Origin of the sequence: Ancylobacter pratisalsi (assembly GCF_010669125.1) — a bacterium.
In the GTDB taxonomy this organism is placed as follows: domain Bacteria; phylum Pseudomonadota; class Alphaproteobacteria; order Rhizobiales; family Xanthobacteraceae; genus Ancylobacter; species Ancylobacter pratisalsi.
In genome coordinates this window covers 2,538,242-2,555,654 of record NZ_CP048630.1, presented here as the reverse complement: position 1 = coordinate 2,555,654, position 17,413 = coordinate 2,538,242, and the positions used below count along the sequence as shown (strand labels likewise).

Sequence of the window (17,413 nt, the reverse complement as noted above, 5' to 3'; positions counted from 1 at the left end):
CAGGAGGAGCCGACCTTGCATCAGACCGGCATACGCAACCAGGAACACGACGCCACCGCGTCCGGCCTTTCCGGCACTGGCAAAGTGTTCTGGAATCTCACGCAATCGGTGCTCTACGAGCGCGCCATCGCCCGTGGCGAGGCCCGTCTCTCCGCCTTCGGCGCCCTCGCCGCCGACACCGCGCCCCACACCGGACCCAGCTTTGAGGACCGCTACATCGTGCGCGATGAGGCGGGCGAGGACACCGTTGAGGATACGTTGTCCTGGGACAACGCCAACGCGCTGTCCCGCGAGAATTTCGACGCTCTGAAGGCCGATATCCTCGCCCATTGCGCCGGAAAAACGCTTTTTGCTCAAGATCTTGATGCGGGCGCCGATCCCGCGCGCCGGGTCGGCGTACGCCTGTTCTGCGAACACGCCTGGCAAGGCCTGTTCCTGCGCAACCTGCTGCGCCACCCCGATCGCGACGCGCTGTCCCGCTACGTGCCGCAGCTCACCATCTTCTGCGCGCCGGGCTTCAAGGCCGACCCGGAGCGCCACGGCGTGCGCTCGGGCACTGTCATCGCCAGCGATTTGGACCGCGGGATCGTGCTGATCGCCGGCACGCTGCATGCCGGCGAGGTGATAGAGGCGATATCGAATTACCTCTGGCACATTCTGCCGGCGCGTGGCGTGCTGCCGCTGCACTGCGCCGCGAATGTCGGCGAAACCGATGATGTTGCGCTGTTTTTCGGCGCGGCGGGTTCGGGAAAGACGGCGGTGGCGGTCGATTCCTCCCGCGCCCTGATCGGCGACGACCAGCATGGCTGGGGCCCGGACGGCATCTTCAGCCTTGAAGGCGGGTGCTACGCAAGAACCACCGGCCTTTCAGCCGAGGCCGAGCCGACCCCGTTCGCCGCCACGCGGCGGTTCGGCACCGTGCTCGAAAACGTTGCGCTCGATCCGGACACCCGTATGCCCGACCTCGACAGCGCCGCCCTTTCGGACAACGCCCGCGCCGCCTATCCGATTGATTTCCTTTCCAATATCCGAAAGGACGGATGCGGTCGCGCACCCCGTTCGATCCTGTTTCTGACCCAGGATACCTTCGGCGTACTGCCGCCGCTCGCCCGGCTGACGCCGGCACAGGCCATGTATCATTTCCTGTCCGGCTATGCCGGAGAGGTCACCGCCACCGACACCGGCGCCCCCGAGCCGCAGGCGACATTCGCCCCCTGCTTCGGCGCAGCCTTCCTGCCGCAGCCGCCCTCGGTTTATGGAACCATGCTGGGCGACCTCATCGCCGAGCATGGTGTCGAGTGCTGGCTGGTGAACACCGGCTGGAGCGGGGGCCGGGCCGGCACGGGTGCGCGCATTCCCCTTGAGACGACCCGCCGTCTCGTCGCTGCCGCGCTCGATGGCAGCCTCACCGAGGTCGAAACGCGCACCGACCCCTATTTCGGCGTCGCGGTGCCCACGGAAGTCGAAGGCGTCGATCCCCGCCTCCTCGACCCCTCCCGAACCTGGGCAAGCCGCATGGATTACGCCATGACCGCACGGCGCCTCGTTGGCATGTTCACGGACAATTTCACGCGTTTCGAAACCGCGGTGGACGACGAGGTCCGCCACGCACAGCCACGCACCGCCATCGCGGCGGAGTGAAAGCATCCTGCGCGCCGCCATTGTGACGGCGCGCAGGAGGTTTTATCGGGCAGGCATGGACGGCGATGGGGTGCGGACGCCCCTCAGGCGGCATCCCGCCTACAGGAAATAGAGCCAGGTCAGCAGAGCGAAGCCGGGCAGCAGGAACACACACGACCACGCCATGTAGCCGAAGAAGCTGGGCATCGCGACGCCGCGGCTGCGCGCGATCGCCAGCACCATGAAATTCGGCGCGTTGCCGATATAGGTAAGTGCGCCCATGAACACGGCGCCGGCCGAGATGGCCTCCAGGGTCAGCGCGTACTTGTCCATCAGCGTCTGAGCGTCGCCGCCGGCGAGGTTGAAGAAGACGAGATAGGTCGGTGCGTTGTCGAGGAAGCCGGAGAGCAGACCCGTCATCCAGAAGTAGCCCGCATTGAACGGCTCGCCACCATCGCCGGTGACGAAGGCCACAAGCGGGTTCAGCGCCCCCTCGCTACCTGCCTTGAGGATGGCAATCACGGGAATGATCGTGAGGAAGATGGCCGCGAACAGTTTGGCGACCTCGCGGATGGGCTCCCAGTCGAAGCCGTTGCGCTCCCGTATGAAGGCGGGCGTGATCCACATCGAAATGGCCGCGAACACCAGCAGGAGCACATCCCGCGCGATGGACGGCAGCGGCAGATGCGTGCCCAGGACATTGAATTCGATATCCGGCTTCCACAGCGCGCTCAGGAGGATAGCGACGATGACACCCGCGATCAGCGGCAGATTGCGCAGGCCCCGCAGCCCCAGCCGCTCCGTCTCCGGGGTCGGATCCGCCTTTTCCGGAAGCTTATCCTCGCGGGCATAGAAGTAGCGATCGAGCAGATAGAACACCCCGAGCAGGATCGCCGCGATCAACGCCGTGTCGTGAAACAGGTGTTCGGTGGTCCAGAAGAAATCGACCCCCTTCAGGAAGCCGAGGAAGAGTGGCGGATCGCCCAGAGGCGTCAGCGAGCCACCGATGTTCGACACCAGGAAGATGAAGAAGATGACCGTGTGGACATTGTGGCGCCGCTCGTCATTGGCGCGCAGGAGCGGACGGATCAGCACCATCGACGCGCCTGTCGTACCGATGATGCTCGCCAGGATCGTGCCGATGGCAAGCATCGTCGTGTTCACACCCGGACTGCCACGAAGGTTTCCCGTGAGCAGGATCCCGCCTGAAATGGTGAACAGCGTGAACAGCAGTATGATGAAGGGAATGTACTCCAGCAGAGCGGCGTGCACGACCTCATATGTCGTCAGTCCCGCGCCGAAAGTGATGGTGAATGGCACCAGGAAGGCCAGCGCCCACAGCAGCGCGACCTTGCCATAATGATGGTGCCAGAAGCTGCCGGCGATGAGCGGTATGACCGCAATCGACAGCAGCATTCCGACAAATGGAATTCCCCAGATCAGGGAAAGGCTTGCCCCGTCGATGCCGACACCTTCCGCCGCCTGCGCCGGCGCCACGGACAGGAGAATGGCGGCCAGGAGTACAGCGGATCGGGCGGCGGCCTTCGTCGTCGTCATCGGTTCCCTCGGGGGCTGCGTTATCCGTTGCTCCCGGGTTAGCAATGCCCTTATCCGGTGTCGAGCGAAACCGGCGCCTTCTGGTACCAGGCGATTGAAAAATCAGCGGCGCGAGCCGGTTGCGGGCGTCCCACTTGGCGGCTCGGGCCGTGGTGCGCTAGACCGGAAACGGCCGGAACGCTGCCGGCGATGAGGATGCCATGCCCCGCGCCGTAGCCGGCCCCGAAATCGAACGCCTTATCAACCTCCTGGCCCGTGTTCCCGGACTTGGTCCGCGTTCGGCGCGCCGCGCCGCGCTGCACCTGATCAAGAAGCGTGAACAGCTTATGAGCCCGCTGGCCGCCGCCTTTGAGGACGTTCTGGGAAAAATCGCGACCTGCCGGGTCTGCGGAAATGTGGATGTGCGCGATCCCTGCTCGATCTGCGTCGACGACACACGCGACCCCAACCTGTTGATCGTCGTTGCCGATGTTGCCGATCTCTGGGCGCTGGAGCGGGCGGGCGCCCTCAATGCCCGTTATCACGTGCTCGGAGGCACATTATCGCCTCTCGACGGAATCGGGCCGGACGATCTCAATCTCAAATCGCTGGTCGCGCGGGTGCACGAGGGCACCATCAAGGAGGTCCTGATTGCCCTCGGGGCCACGGTGGACGGCCAGACCACAGCCCACTATGTCACGGAACTCATTCGCGATTCAGGCGTGAAGGTGACACGCCTCGCCCATGGTGTGCCGGTGGGTGGGGAACTTGACTATCTCGACGAAGGCACGCTCTCCGCCGCGATCCGCGCGCGCACCAACCTCTAAGTCCGTATCAACATCAGCCGCCAAGAGCGAAAGCCGTAACGACGGCACCGTGCCGCCCATCACGCCTTTTCGGCAGCGACCTCGCGGAAATGGCCCCGCGCCTGCAAATAGGCCAACAGTACGAGCCCTGGCAGCGCGGCCAGCGCCGTGACGGCGAAAAAGGCGATCCATCCGGTTTCCTCCGCGACGAAACCCGCCCCCGAGGCCAGGAAAGTCCGCCCAACAGCCGCGAGTGCGGTCAGCAGCGCGTATTGGGTCGCGGTATGCGCACGGGCGCCGCAAAGTGCGGAGATATAGGCGACGAAGATCACCGTGCCGATCGCGCCGGTGAAGTTCTCGACCACGATAGTGAGCGTCAACGCGCCCAGATCCACCCCGACCCAAGCCTGCCAGGAGAAGACGAGGTTGGACGCCATCTGAAGCAGGCCCGCGACCCACAGGCTGGTCGACAGTGGCAAGGCCCGCGCGATGACCCCGCCGGCGAACCCACCCAGGAGCGCGGCAGCAAAGCCCACGCCCTTCACGATGCCCGCATAGGCGGCCTTGTCGAAACCAATATCGATGACGAAAGCGCCGGTCAGCACTCCCGCAAAGGCGTCGCAGAACTTGAACAGGACGACGAAGGACAGGATCGCGAGGGCGTTCCGGCGCGAAAGGAATTCGCCGAAAGCACCGATTGCCGTCTCGCTGATACGCCGGAACACATTCACATCATGCGAGATCACGGGGCCGCCTTCGGGCTCCCTGGCCAGCAGCGAGGCGATGAGGCCCACTCCGACCATGAGGGCCGCAGCGAAATAGCCATAACGCCACACATCCACGTGCGGCACGCCAAGCAGCTCGAACCACGCCACCAGCAGAACCACACCCGCGCCCGAAGCCAGCATGCCGACACGGTAGGCGGCGACATAGCCGGCCATGCCGGCCGCCTGTTCACGCACTTCCAGACTTTCTACACGGAAGGCATCAACCACAATGTCCTGCGTCGCCGAGGCGGTCGCGACAAGCAGCGCGCCGAAGGCGACATGCCATGGCGCGGACACCGGATCCTGGAAGCCGAGCCAGACCACGGCCAGCGCCAACAGGAGCTGGGTAAGGACCAGCCAGCCGCGCCGTCGCCCCAGCCAGCGTCCGAGCAGGGGAACATCCAGCGCATCCACCAGCGGCGCCCAGACGAACTTGAAATTATAGGGCACCCCGACCAGCGCAAAGAGACCGATCGTCGCCAGGTCCACTCTCGCCTCAGCCATCCAGATGGTGAGCGTGGCCCCCGAAAGCGCAAGCGGGAGTCCGGAGGAGAATCCGAGCAGAATGACGATGAGAACGCGCGGACGCAGATAGACGGCGAGACTGGCAAGAAAGCCGTCATCCTCCTCGCGAGGAAGGCGTCCGGCGTCCGGTGGAGAGGCGTCGCTCATAGGGGCTCGCTGGTGAAAAGACCGCATGGGCGGCCGCGGCACGATTCGGTCTTCTGGCTCACCTATGTCTAAAGCGCTTTGCCATCTCATTGAATCGAGAAAGCGGCAGAGCGTTCAGTCCACGCTCCGGTGTCACTCGGCCAATGGCTTGGCCTGGGCCACCGCGTCGATCGGGATGACGTCGACCGCGACGGAGAGCTTCTGCCCGCCCGATCCGAGAAGCACGCCGCCAATCGGGGCAACGTCTGCATAGTCGCGCCCGACCGCGAGTACCACATGGTCGGTCGAGACCAGCAATGCATTGGTCGGGTCCAGGCCCTGCCATCCGATCTCGGGGCCACACCACACCGCCACCCAGGCGTGAGTGGCGTCCGCTCCCTGAAGCCGCTCCTTGCCCGGTGGCGGCTCCGTACGCAGAAATCCGCTGACATAGGCGGCCGGCAGCCCGAGGCCGCGCAGCCCTGCGATCATGATATGCGCGAAATCCTGGCAAACACCGGCACGCATGTTGAAAGCCTCCAGCGCCGGGGTGGAGACGTCGGTCGCGCGCGGATCATAGGTGAACTCGTCATAGATCCGGTTCATCAGGTCGATGGCCGCGGAGAGCATCGGCGTGTCCGGCGCGAAGCTCTGTTTCGCCCAGTCGGTGATGGGCGAGCTGAGCGGGACGGCGATACTGGGATAGATGTGATGAACCGGGGACTGGGCCGACAGATCGCGGCTGGAGGCCACCATCTCGCGCACCTCCTCCCACGTCACCGAGCCCTCCGCATCCAGCGCCGGCGCCGGCTCGACCGCAACACGCGCGCGGGTGTGGACCTTGAAGTCGGTATGGGGTGTCTCGATGCGGATATGCAGCACGCTGTTGCCGAAGAAATCCCGCGTCTCGGTCCACTCCACCGGCTCGGGTTCAACGCGGACATGGCTGACGATCACGCGCTGGAGCGCCCGCTCCACCGGCACCATGCGAACCACATGGCGCGCCACCGGCACAGCGTTGGCGTAACGATACGCCGTTGTCTGGTGAATATCGTACATCATGCCATGAGGTCCCACGGCGTCTCCACCGGAAGGTGGTGGATGAAGTAGCGCTCGGCAACATCATTGGAAAGCTCCATGAGCTGGCCTTCCAGTTCGCGCAGCCGCTCATCGTCGAATTCGAGCGCATCAAACGCCTTCATCGAGGCAACAAGCCGCGCGGCGAGTCGCTCTTCAGGAGGGGGCGGCTCGTCGCCCACATGGCCGGGCAGCGCGTCGAGATGGCCCATGATCGCCTCGATCTGAAAAGCCAGCGACCGCGGGTTAACCGGATCCAGAAGGACCAGGTCGAGCACCGGAGCCCGGCTTTCCGCCATCACATAGCGCGAGCGATAGGTGATCTGGCTGTCGCAGAGTTCCAGGAGCACATCGAGCATGCCGGCAGTTGCCGCCTCGCCCACCAGAACGCGGGCGAAGCGGCAGGTGGCGATGCCGCGTTCGACACGACGACCCAGATCGAGGAAACGCCACCCCGCGAGTCTGTTCATGTTCTCCGAGGCAAGACCCGAAAAGGCCGCGAGCGCGCGCAACGCCCTGTCGGAGCGCTCATAGGCGTCCGCCTGCGCGCTCGCCGCCGCAGGCACCGGTTCCTCCATCATGGCCGCGAGATCAGCCAAAGTGCGCCATGCATCCGGTGACAGCCGGTCGCGAATAACAGCGGCGGTCTTGCGCGCCGCCTCCAGAATGTTGGGCAGCGCGCCCGGCAGGTCGCGTCGGGTGAGCGCCGCCAGCGCATGCCGCGCCGGGCGGGTGCGGGCAAGGTCCTCCGGAATCGCATTGGAAAACTGCAGCAGACCGATGAGCTTGCCGACCGATGCACCGCCCCCCTCCGCCGAAGACGAGAGCCGCCCGACAAGCGTACGCAGCAACCTCAACGTGGTCTCGGCGCGCTCCAGATAACGACCCAGCCAGAAAAAATTATCCGCGGCACGGCTCGGCAATGGGCCTGTCTGTCGCTTGATTTCCGCCTGGCCCGTCTGCGGCAGCAGCGTTATCTGCTCGACCTTGCGTTCGTCGAGCACCCAGACATCGGCCGACCGACCGCCGCTCTGCATGGTGACGGCGCGCGCATCCAGGCTGTCGGAAACGCGACAGAAGCCACCCGGCATGACCTTCCAGCCATTCTCGGTCGCGGCAACAAAGATGCGCAGAATGAAAGGACGTGGCTCCAGCCGCCCATCGCGCCAGACCGGCATGGTGGACAGACGCACCGCCTCCTGGCCCACGATATCGACGCCGCGGGTGCGGATGGCGTTCTGGATCAAGACGCGGTGGGCCGGATCGAGATCCGCGCCGATCACAGGCCCCTTGTCCATCAGCCCACGCAAGGGACGCTGGAAAGCCGGTGAAAGCACGAGGTCGTCAAGAGTATCGAGCACGCGCTCGCTTTCGGCCTTCTGGCCGCACCACCACGTGGCGACATTGGGCAGGACGAGGTCCTCGCCGACCACCTCCTGTCCAAGGCGCGGATAGAACCCCATCATCGCCGGGGCTTCGGCGATACCGGCTCCGACGGCATTCACCACCGCGACGCCGCCCGAGCGGATTGCCTGCACGAGACCCGGAATGCCGAGGCGCGAGCGCGGATTGAGCTCCAGCGGGTCGCAGAAATCCGAATCCAGGCGACGCATCAGCACGTCGACCCGTTTGAGCCCCGCCACGGTCCGCACATAGACCACGTTGTCGCGCACCGTGAGGTCCTCGCCCTCCAGCAGGACGAAGCCGAGATAGCGGGCGAGATAGGCGTGCTCGAAATAGGTTTCGTTGAGCGGTCCGGGTGTCAGCAGGCCTACCCTGCCCTCGCCCGAGCGGTCGAGGCGCGTCAACCCCGCGCGCAACGCCTGGAAGTAGCCGGCGAGACGCACGACGTTGAGCGAGCGGGCCAGCTCCGGCAGAGCACGGGCGATGGCAATGCGGTTTTCCAACGCATAACCCGCGCCCGATGGCGACTGGGTGCGGTCCGACAACACCCACCAGCGCCCGTCGGGACCCCGACCGATATCCGCCGCGTAGATGCGCAGGAAACTGCCGCCATGAGGATCAACGCCCACCATCGGGCGCAGGAACTCCGGACTGCCGGCCACCACCGCCGCCGGCAGCACGCCCGAACGCACCAGATTTCCCGCGCCGTAGAGGTCGGCAAGCACGCCTTCCAGCATCTGCGCACGCTGGATCAGCCCGCGCTCCAACATCCGCCATTCCTCGCCGTCAATGACAAGGGGAAGATGCGAGAGCGGCCAGGGCCGTTCGCCACCATTGGGGTCGCCGTAGACACGGTAGAACACGCCCGAGCGATACAGCTGCCGATCCGCCGCCGCGAAGCTGCGATTGACCTCGTCGACCCCCATCTCGGCCAGCGCCGCAAGCATCGACGTCCAGTGCCGACGCGGCTGGCCATCTGCCGAGACGAGTTCGTCATGCACTCCGGGAAGCGGCCGGTATCCGGCCAGCAGCGCGGCGACCGCGTCCTCCTCGAAGCGGCGCGTGCGCAACCTCGGGTCACTGCGTCTGGGCATCTGTTCCTCTCCGCACGCCCAAAAAGCTCCGCCCGCTCCCAGCTCGTGGCTGGGAGCGGGCAAGCGATGCTTGGGCGCTTACACGTCCTGCTACGACCCGTCAGATATTGGCCGGGCGCCGCAGGTCGAGCGTGGTCGGGAACTCCGACGTCGGCTCTTCCGGCGGAACGAACAGGTAGCCGGGAGTGTGGCCGTAATCCTGGAACCGCGCCAGACGTCTGGCCTGCGCTTCGTAGGAATTCACCGGGAAAGTCTCATAATTGCGTCCGCCCGGATGCGCGACATGGTAGACGCAGCCGCCCAGCGAACGGTTTGACCACAGATCGACGATGTCGAAGGTCAGCGGGGCGTGGACCGGGATGGTGGGGTGCAATCCGGAGGCGGGCTGCCACGCCTTGAAGCGCAGGCCCGCAACATACTCCCCGAAACGCCCGGTCGGCACCAGCGGCAGCCGCCGGCCATTGCAGGTGACGATGTGGCGGATCGGGTTCAGCCCCTCGACGCGGGCCTGTAGCCGCTCGACCGACGAATCGACAAAGCGAACCGTGCCGCCCACGGCCCCCTCCTCACCGAGCACGTGCCATGGCTCCAACGCCTGCCGCAACTCCAGCGACACGCCGCCATACTCGACCTGCCCAAAGAAGGGAAAGCGGAACTCGCGCTGGGCCTCGAACCACATTGGATCGAACGGATAGCCGGCGCGGCCGAGATCCTTCAGCACGTCGGTGAAGTCCGACCAGACAAAATGCGGCAGCATGAAACGGTCCGCCAGCGCGGTCCCCCAGCGGGCCAGCGGGCCTTCCTGCGGCTCGCGCCAGAACCAGGCGATGAGAGCCCGCACCAGAAGCTGCTGGGCAAGGCTCATGCGCCAGTCCGGCGGCATTTCGAAGGACCGGAATTCCACCAGGCCAAGCCGTCCCGTCGGCCCGTCCGGCGAAAACAGCTTGTCGATGCAGATTTCCGAGCGATGCGTGTTGCCCGTGACATCGGTCAGGAGGTTCCGGAACAGGCGGTCCACCAGCCACGGCGGCGGCGCTTGTCCGGTGCCCGGAACCGGCACGTGCGACATGGCGATCTCAAGCTCGTACAGGCTGTCGTGCCGTGCCTCGTCGATGCGTGGCGCCTGGCTCGTCGGGCCGATGAAGAGCCCCGAGAAAAGATAGGAGAGCGAAGGATGGCGCTGCCAATAGGTAACCAAGCTCTTGAGCAGGTCCGGCCGACGCAGGAACGGGCTGTCCGCCGGCGTGGCGCCACCCACCACAACATGGTTGCCGCCGCCCGTACCGGTGTGGCGCCCGTCGACCATGAACTTCTCGGTGCCGAGCCGCGACAGGCGCGCCTCTTCATACAGATCGCGCGTGATCTCGACGCAGGTCTTCCAGTTCGAGGCGGGATGCACGTTGACTTCGATCACGCCCGGATCAGGCGCGACGCGAATGACGTTGAGGCGCGGGTCCACCGGAGGCGTGTAGCCCTCGACATGCACCGGGAGCTTCAGTTCGTCCGCCGTGACCTCGACCGCGGCGAGCAGTTCGAGATAGTCCTCGAGGCGCTCGGTCGGCGGCATGAAGATGCAGATCCGGCCATCGCGAGGTTCCACCGACAGCGCGGTTCGCACCGAACCGGTTCCGGTGAGGACCTGATCCACCTGATCCTGCTGGCTGTCATCGGTGGATGTGCGGCGATAGAGTTGATGCAGCGTCTCCGCGTCCGGCAGGTCGCCGGTGATCGTCATCGGGTCGGCTGGATTGACGTAGGGATAGGCCGCGGGGGGTACCCAGGGCAAACTCGCCAGCGGCAGCCGGTAGCCCACAGGAGAATCGCCGGGCACCAGGAACAGCCTGCCGCGGCGGAACCGCCACTTCTCGCTGATCCAGCTCGGCTTCGAGCGGCTCTGCCAGCGCTGCACCGGCAGCACATAACCGGTCGGCCGCCCAAGTCCACGCTCGAACACACGCGTCAGCCGGGCACGCGCCTCCGGGTCTTCCAGCTTGGAATCAAACGGGTCCACATTGTCGGGCAGGTCGCCTTCCTTCAGCACCCAGTGGGCAGGGTCCTCAAAGGCTGGCGTCGCATAGGTGGGGCCCAGACCGAGACGCTCGGCAAGCCCTTCCGTGAAGAGGCGCGCATCCTCTATCGTCGCGGAGGCGAGGCTCTCAGTGGCGATGAGGTCGGGATTACGCCAGATGGGCCTGCCGTCCTTGCGCCAATACAGTGAGAAGGTCCAGCGCGGCAGGCTTTCGCCGGGATACCACTTCCCCTGCCCGTAGTGCATCATGCCGCCCGGCGCGAAACGCTTGCGCAGACGGCGGATCAGATCATCCGCGCGCATGCGCTTGGTCGGCCCCACGGCGGACGTGTTCCACTCCGCGCCCTGATAGTCGTCGATGGAAATGAACGTTGGCTCACCGCCCATGGTGAGGCGGACATCCTGCGCGGCAAGATCCGCATCGACACGGTCGCCGAGCGCGTCGAGCGACGCCCAGGAATCGTCCGAAAACGGCAGTGTGACGCGGGGCTTTTCGGCGACGCGCGTCACCCGCATGTCGAACTCGAAATCGGTCCGGGTCTCGCCATCGGCAGCGTAGGAACCGGAGATCGGTGCCGCCGAGGCATAGTTCGGCGTGGCGCACAGCGGGAGATGGCTTTCACCGCAGAGCAGGCCGGATGTCGGATCAAGACCGATCCACCCGGCGCCCGGCAGATAGACCTCGCACCAGGCATGGAGATCGGTGAAATCGACATCCGTACCGGCAGGACCGTCGAGCGCCTTCACATCGGGTTTCAGCTGGATGAGATAGCCCGAGACGAAACGCGCCGCGAGACCGAGCCGGCGCAGGATCTGCACCAGAAGCCAGCCTGAATCGCGGCAGGAACCCGCGGCGAGCTTGAGCGTCTCGTCGGGAGCCTGAACGCCGGGCTCCATGCGGATGAGATAGTTCACATCGGACTGGAGCTGCTGGTTGAGCTTGACCAGATAATCGACCGTCGGCTCGCCGTTCTCCGGGCGCACCTTCTCCACATAGGCTTCGAGCAGGGGTCCCCCCTCCTCGGCCTCAAGATAAGGGATGAGCTCCTTTGCGAGCGCCGTCGGATAGACGAAAGGCAGCGTCTCGGCGAATTCCTCGACGAAGAAATCGAACGGATTGTAGACGGTCATGTCCGCAATCAGGTCGACCTCGATGCGGAACTCCGTGCCCTTCTCGGGAAAGACGAAGCGGGCCATCCAGTTGCCGAACGGATCCTGCTGCCAGTTCACGAAGTGATTGGCCGGCGTGACCTTCAGCGAATAGCTTCTTACAGGAGTGCGACAATGAGGTGCCGGGCGGAGCCGGATGATCTGAGGCCCGAGCGCGACGGGGCGATCATACTTGTAGCTCGTAACGTGATGAAGGCTCGCAAAGATTGTCATAGGCACCAACTGAACTGCAGGACCGCGGCGCGGCGACCGAGCTTAGAAGCACGAGGTCGCGGAACCAAGACATCTCATGATGAACGCACAATTCATGCCGGCTTGATACAGCCAATCCCTTGGAGCAGACGCGCCAAGAGGCCTTCGCAAAAGCTCGCGGCGGCGTAGGCTCACGCCCGCTCTTCGAAACAGCAGAACATTGCCGCAAATTCAGGCGGTCGCCACGAAACGAGGCCAAACCGCGTGCCCCCGCCCCCCGAAGCCGGCGGCTCAGGCCGTCGGCTTGGGCTCGCCTGCGGGATGGGTCGGCGTCTCCGGCTGCTTACCACCGCGGCGCATGCGCCACTCCTCGAAGCGCTGGAGCACCGTGTAGAAGGACGGCACGAACAACACCGCCAGACACGTCGAGGCAAGCATGCCCGAGAACACGGCAATGCCGATCGACTTGCGCGAATTGGCACCCGCGCCGGTCGCCAGCACCAGCGGCAGCACGCCGAGAATGAAGGCGAAGGAGGTCATCAGGATCGGGCGGAAACGCAGTCTCGCCGCCTCCACCGCCGCGTCCATGATCTCCATACCCTCCGCACGTTTCTCGCGCGCGAACTCGACGATGAGGATCGCGTTCTTGGCCGACAGCGCGATCAGCAGAATAAGACCGATCTGGGTATAAAGGTTATTGGCGATGCCGATACCGGTGAGCGCCCCCACGGTGCCGAGCAGAGCGAGCGGCACGGCGAGCAGCACTGAGAACGGCTGGATCCAGCTTTCGTACTGGCCCGCGAGCACGAAATAGACCAGCAGGATGGCAAGCCCGAAGACGAAGTAGACCTCGTTGCCGACCGCCACTTCCTGGTAGGACATGGCGCTCCAGTTGAAGCCCATGCCCTTGGGCAGGGTCTGGTCCGCCACCTGCGCCATGATGTCGATCGCCTGACCGGAGCTGAAGCCCGTCGCCTGGCTGCCTACGATCGTGGCGGCCGGATAGAGGTTGTACAGCGTGACCAGCGGCGGCCCAAACATCGGCCGCACCGTGGCGAGCGTGCCGAGCGGCACCATAACGCCCGTCGGGGTGCGGATCTTGAGATTCAGGATTTCCTCAGGCGTACGCCGGAAGTCGGCCTCCGCCTGGATATAGGCCTGGAAGGTCTGCCCGAACTGGTTGAACTGAGTGACGTAGCTTGAGCCCACATAGCCCTGGACCGTCGAGAACACCTGTCCAACCGTGACGCCCAGCGTCTCCGCCTTGACACGGTCTATCTCCAGGAAAAGCTGCGGCACGCTGGCGCGGAACGAGGTGCTCAGATGCTGAAGCGCCGACTGGCTGGACGCGTTCTTCACGATCTGCTGGGTAACGCTTTGCAACTCCACGAAATCGAAGCTGCCGTTCTTTGATTCCACCATCATGGTGAAACCGGACGCGTTGCCGATGCCCTGGATCGGCGGCGGAACCAGCACGAAGGTGCGCGCGCCCTCGACATCCTTGAGAGCCTTGTTCAGCGACTCGTAGACCCAGAGCAGCCCTTCGCCGTCCTTGTCGCGCACGCCCCAGTCCTTGAGCATGACATAGGCAACGCCGGCATTGGGAAGGGTCGCGTTATTGTCCAGAACCGAAATGCCCGAGATCGCGATCACGTTGTCGACGGCGGGGTTCTTCGAGGCAATGTCCGAAATCTGCTTCATCACCGCGTCGGTGCGCTGCAGCGAGGCGGCGTCAGGCAGTTGCGCGCCGATCAGCACATAACCCTGATCTTCGGTCGGCAGGAAGCCGGTGGGAACCCGGGTCAGGCCCCAGATCGCCACGCCGATCAGCACCAGAGCCACGGACACGGTGATATAGCTCACATGGACCATGCGCTTGATGAGGCCGGCATACCAATGCTCCGCCTTGTCATAGACCGCGTTGAAGCCACGGTAGAAGAAATTACGCTTCTCCAGCGGCACGGGCGGACGCAGCCAGAGCGCGCACTGCGTCGGCTTGAGCGTCATCGCGTTGATGGCGGAAATGAAGGCGGTGGCGGCAATGACGAGGGCGAACTGCTGATAGAGCTGCCCGGTCAGCCCCGGCATGAAAGCGGCTGGAATGAAGACCGACATCAGCACAAGTGTGATGCCGATGATGGGCCCGAACAGCTCGTCCATCGCCTTCTCGGCCGCCTGCCGGCCCGGCAGGCCCGCCTCGATGTGGCGGGCGACGCCTTCCACAATGACGATGGCGTCGTCGACCACGATACCGATGGCGAGCACGATGGCGAACAGTGTCGACAGGTTCACCGAGAATCCCATCGCCGCCATGGCCGCGAAGGTGCCGATGATGGTGACGGGCACGGTCGTCGCCGGCACCAGTGTCGCGCGCCAGTCCTGGAGGAAGACGAGGATGACGATCAGGACCAGAATGCCGGCTTCGAACAGGGTCTTGTAGACCTCACTGATCGACGCGTTGACGAAGATCGTGGTATCGAATGGCACCTGATAGGCTAGGCCAGGCGGAAAATTCTTGGCGAGCTCGGTCATCTTCGCCCGCACTTCGGTCGCGACCTGGAGCGAATTAGCTTCCGGCAGCTGATAGATACCGAGCGCCGCGGCGGGCTTCCCGTTGAAAGTAAAGGTCTGGCTGTAGGTCTGCGCCCCGAGCTCGACCCGCGCGACATCGCGTAGACGCGTTATTCGGCCGCCGTCCGCATTGCTGACCTTGACGATGATGTTCTCATAATCGGCCGCATCGTTCAGACGCCCGGCAATGGTGAGCGTGTACTGGAAATTCTGCCCCTTCGGCACCGGCGGCATGCCGACGACGCCCGAGGCGACCTCCTGGCTCTGCTGCTGGATGGCGTCGATCACGTCCTGCGGGGTCAGACCGCGCGACTGGAGCTGATCAGGATCGAGCCAGACACGCATGGCGTACTGACCGGAGCCGAACACGCTCACACTGCCGACGCCATCGAGGCGGGCGATCTCGTCCTGCAGGTTGATGATGCCGTAATTGGCCAGAAACAGGCTGTCGAATTGATCGGTGGGGGAATAGAGCGCGACAAACTGCAGGATCGCCGTCGACTTCTTCTGCGTCGTCACGCCCTGGACCTGGACCGCCTGCGGTAGCGAGGCCATGGCAATCGCGACACGATTCTGCACCAGAACCTGCGCGAAATCGGGATCCGTGCCGATCGCGAACGTGATGGTGAGCGTGTAGGTGCCGTCGGACGCGCTCGTCGACTGCATGTAGAGCATGCCTTCGACGCCATTGACCTGCTGTTCGATCGGCAAGGCGACGGTGTCGACCAGCGTACGCGCGCTCGCACCCGGATACAGCGTCGTCACCTGCACGGTCGGCGGCACGACATTGGGATATTGTGCGACCGGAAGCGTGTACAGCGCGACCGAGCCGATCAGCACGAACACCAGCGCCAGCACGTTCGAGAGAACCGGCCGTTCAATGAAGAAGCGTGAGATCATGGCTCTGACCTTCGGTGCGGGCTTGCCAGGTGGCGGGGCTCTCGGATCAGGGCGCGGACTTCGCGGGTGCCGAATCAGCGGGCGTTGAATCGGAAGGCTTTGCCTCGGCAGGCTTTGCTTCTGCAGGCGCGGCATCCGAGGGCTTGGCCGCGCCGGTCGTCGGCGTCTGCGATGTCGCGTCGGCAGGCATGGTCGGGGGCGCCTGCATCTGCGGATCGACCTTGGACCCCGGGGTCGCGAGCTGGATGCCGCCGATCACGATCCGGTCGTCGACCGTCAGGCCGGATTCGACAACTCTCAGGTCACCGACCTGCTGGCCCGTGGTCACCACCTTCTGCTGCACGGTATTGTCCTTGTCGACCACCAGCACATAGCGGCCCTGCTGGGAATCACCGATGGCGGTATCGTCAACCAGAAGAGCGTCTGGAATCTTCTGCACAGGAATACGAACCCGCACAAAAAGGCCGGGAAGCAGGGAAAGGTTCTTGTTGTCGAAAATAGCCCGAACGAGCAGCGTACCGGTCGAAGGATCGACCTCAGGCGACACATAATCGAGATGCCCCTTGTGGGGGTACTCGCCCTCTTCGTTCTGCAGGCCGATGTCGATCTCGACATCCTTCACCTGCTCGATGGTGCGACCGCGTTCGGCGAGCGTCTGCTTGATCCGCAGAACCTGATTCTCGCTCAGGCTGAAATAGGAATAGATCGGGTCCATCTGGACGATGGTGGCAAGCTTGGTCGGCTCGCTGTGGCCCACGAGCTGGCCGACATCAGCAAGATGGCGGGTCACGATCCCATCGAAAGGCGCCAGCACCTTGGTGTAGCCCAGATTGATCGTCGCAACCTCGATATCGGCCTTGGCCGCGTCCACCGAGGCCTCTGCCTGCTGCTTCGCCGCCAGCGCCTTGTCGACGACGGCCTGGGAGGAGAAGTCCTGCTTGCCCAGCGTCGATTGGCGCTGATATTCCGCCGTCGCGTTGGTGAGCTGCGCCTCTGCTGACGCCAACGAGGCCTTAGCTTGGTCGAGATTGGCCTGGTAGGTGTCCTGCTGGATCAGGAAGAGCTGGTCGCCCTTCTTTTTCACCGTACCGTCCTTGTAGTCGATGGCCATCAGGAAGCCCTCGACCCGAGCGACAAGATCGACCGTATTGATCGATGCGGTGTTGCCCGTAAGTTCAAGGTAGCGGGTGACCGGATGCGCCAGCGGGGTCGTCACCGTCACCTTGGGCGGCGGCGGGGGGACATACTTGTTCTCTTCCGAGCACGCCGTCAGCGCTCCCGCAACCGCAACGACGGCGACCGCACCAAACCAACGGCGCCGCGAACCGGACAGACGTGCGCTCGGAATCATCCCGCTTCCCCCATGCCTCGCAACCCCGCGGAGGAAATATACCGGTGAGGCTAGGCTTGTCTACGCCCGTGCATCGGCTTTATCTGACAAGTAAATTCAAGAATATTATTGCATAGTGTTGTATTTGCCACGGCGGGAACAATCCGCCCGCGCAACCGGAGGCATGTCCGCCTGGAAACTCCGGGATAAAACGTTCGTCGCGCGCCGGGCGTATTACGGTGCGGATTCCGGCAAACCGGTTGATT

The 17,413-nt window shown here is 64.4% G+C and carries 9 protein-coding genes; 2 read left to right on the top strand and 7 right to left on the bottom strand.

The annotated features are described in order from the left end of the window. Nucleotides 1–15 precede the first annotated feature (15 nt). The gene (locus G3A50_RS11975; RefSeq protein WP_163075490.1) at nucleotides 16–1,641 is read left to right on the top strand and encodes a phosphoenolpyruvate carboxykinase (ATP); all 1,626 of its coding nucleotides are present in this window, start codon (nucleotides 16–18) and stop codon (nucleotides 1,639–1,641) included. Nucleotides 1,642–1,740: 99 nt separating this feature from the next. On the opposite strand, the gene G3A50_RS11970 is transcribed toward G3A50_RS11975, so the two are convergent. Then, complete coding sequence (locus tag G3A50_RS11970; protein ID WP_163075489.1) at nucleotides 1,741–3,177, bottom strand: sodium:proton antiporter; 1,437 nt, start codon at nucleotides 3,175–3,177, stop codon at nucleotides 1,741–1,743. Between the two features lie 200 nt (nucleotides 3,178–3,377). On the opposite strand from G3A50_RS11970, the gene recR reads away from it, so the two are divergent. Further along, nucleotides 3,378–3,983 (top strand): recombination mediator RecR, encoded by a 606-nt coding sequence (gene recR, locus G3A50_RS11965; RefSeq protein WP_163075488.1) that lies wholly within the window; start codon nucleotides 3,378–3,380, stop codon nucleotides 3,981–3,983. Nucleotides 3,984–4,042: 59 nt separating this feature from the next. Here recR and G3A50_RS11960 read toward each other — a convergent pair whose 3' ends face one another. From G3A50_RS11960 to G3A50_RS11935, 6 genes are all read right to left on the bottom strand, one after another. Beyond that, nucleotides 4,043–5,401, bottom strand: a complete 1,359-nt coding sequence (locus tag G3A50_RS11960; protein ID WP_163075487.1) for an AmpG family muropeptide MFS transporter — start codon at nucleotides 5,399–5,401, stop codon at nucleotides 4,043–4,045. 132 nt (nucleotides 5,402–5,533) lie between these two features. Further along, entirely contained in the window at nucleotides 5,534–6,442 is a 909-nt protein-coding gene (locus G3A50_RS11955; RefSeq protein WP_163075486.1) for a transglutaminase family protein, read from the bottom strand. Further along, on the bottom strand, nucleotides 6,439–8,955 hold the full coding sequence (locus G3A50_RS11950; RefSeq protein WP_163075485.1) for a circularly permuted type 2 ATP-grasp protein: 2,517 nt from the start codon (nucleotides 8,953–8,955) through the stop codon (nucleotides 6,439–6,441). The genes G3A50_RS11955 and G3A50_RS11950 overlap by 4 nt, the downstream gene beginning before the upstream one ends. Before the next feature lie 100 nt (nucleotides 8,956–9,055). After that, complete coding sequence (locus G3A50_RS11945; RefSeq protein WP_163075484.1) at nucleotides 9,056–12,367, bottom strand: transglutaminase family protein; 3,312 nt, start codon at nucleotides 12,365–12,367, stop codon at nucleotides 9,056–9,058. A gap of 270 nt (nucleotides 12,368–12,637) precedes the next feature. Continuing rightward, nucleotides 12,638–15,817: an efflux RND transporter permease subunit gene (locus tag G3A50_RS11940; protein ID WP_163075483.1), complete on the bottom strand. Its 3,180-nt coding sequence runs from the start codon at nucleotides 15,815–15,817 to the stop codon at nucleotides 12,638–12,640. A 46-nt stretch (nucleotides 15,818–15,863) separates the two neighbouring features. Further along, on the bottom strand, nucleotides 15,864–17,168 hold the full coding sequence (locus G3A50_RS11935) for an efflux RND transporter periplasmic adaptor subunit (RefSeq protein WP_163075482.1): 1,305 nt from the start codon (nucleotides 17,166–17,168) through the stop codon (nucleotides 15,864–15,866). Between the last annotated feature and the right edge of the window lie 245 nt (nucleotides 17,169–17,413).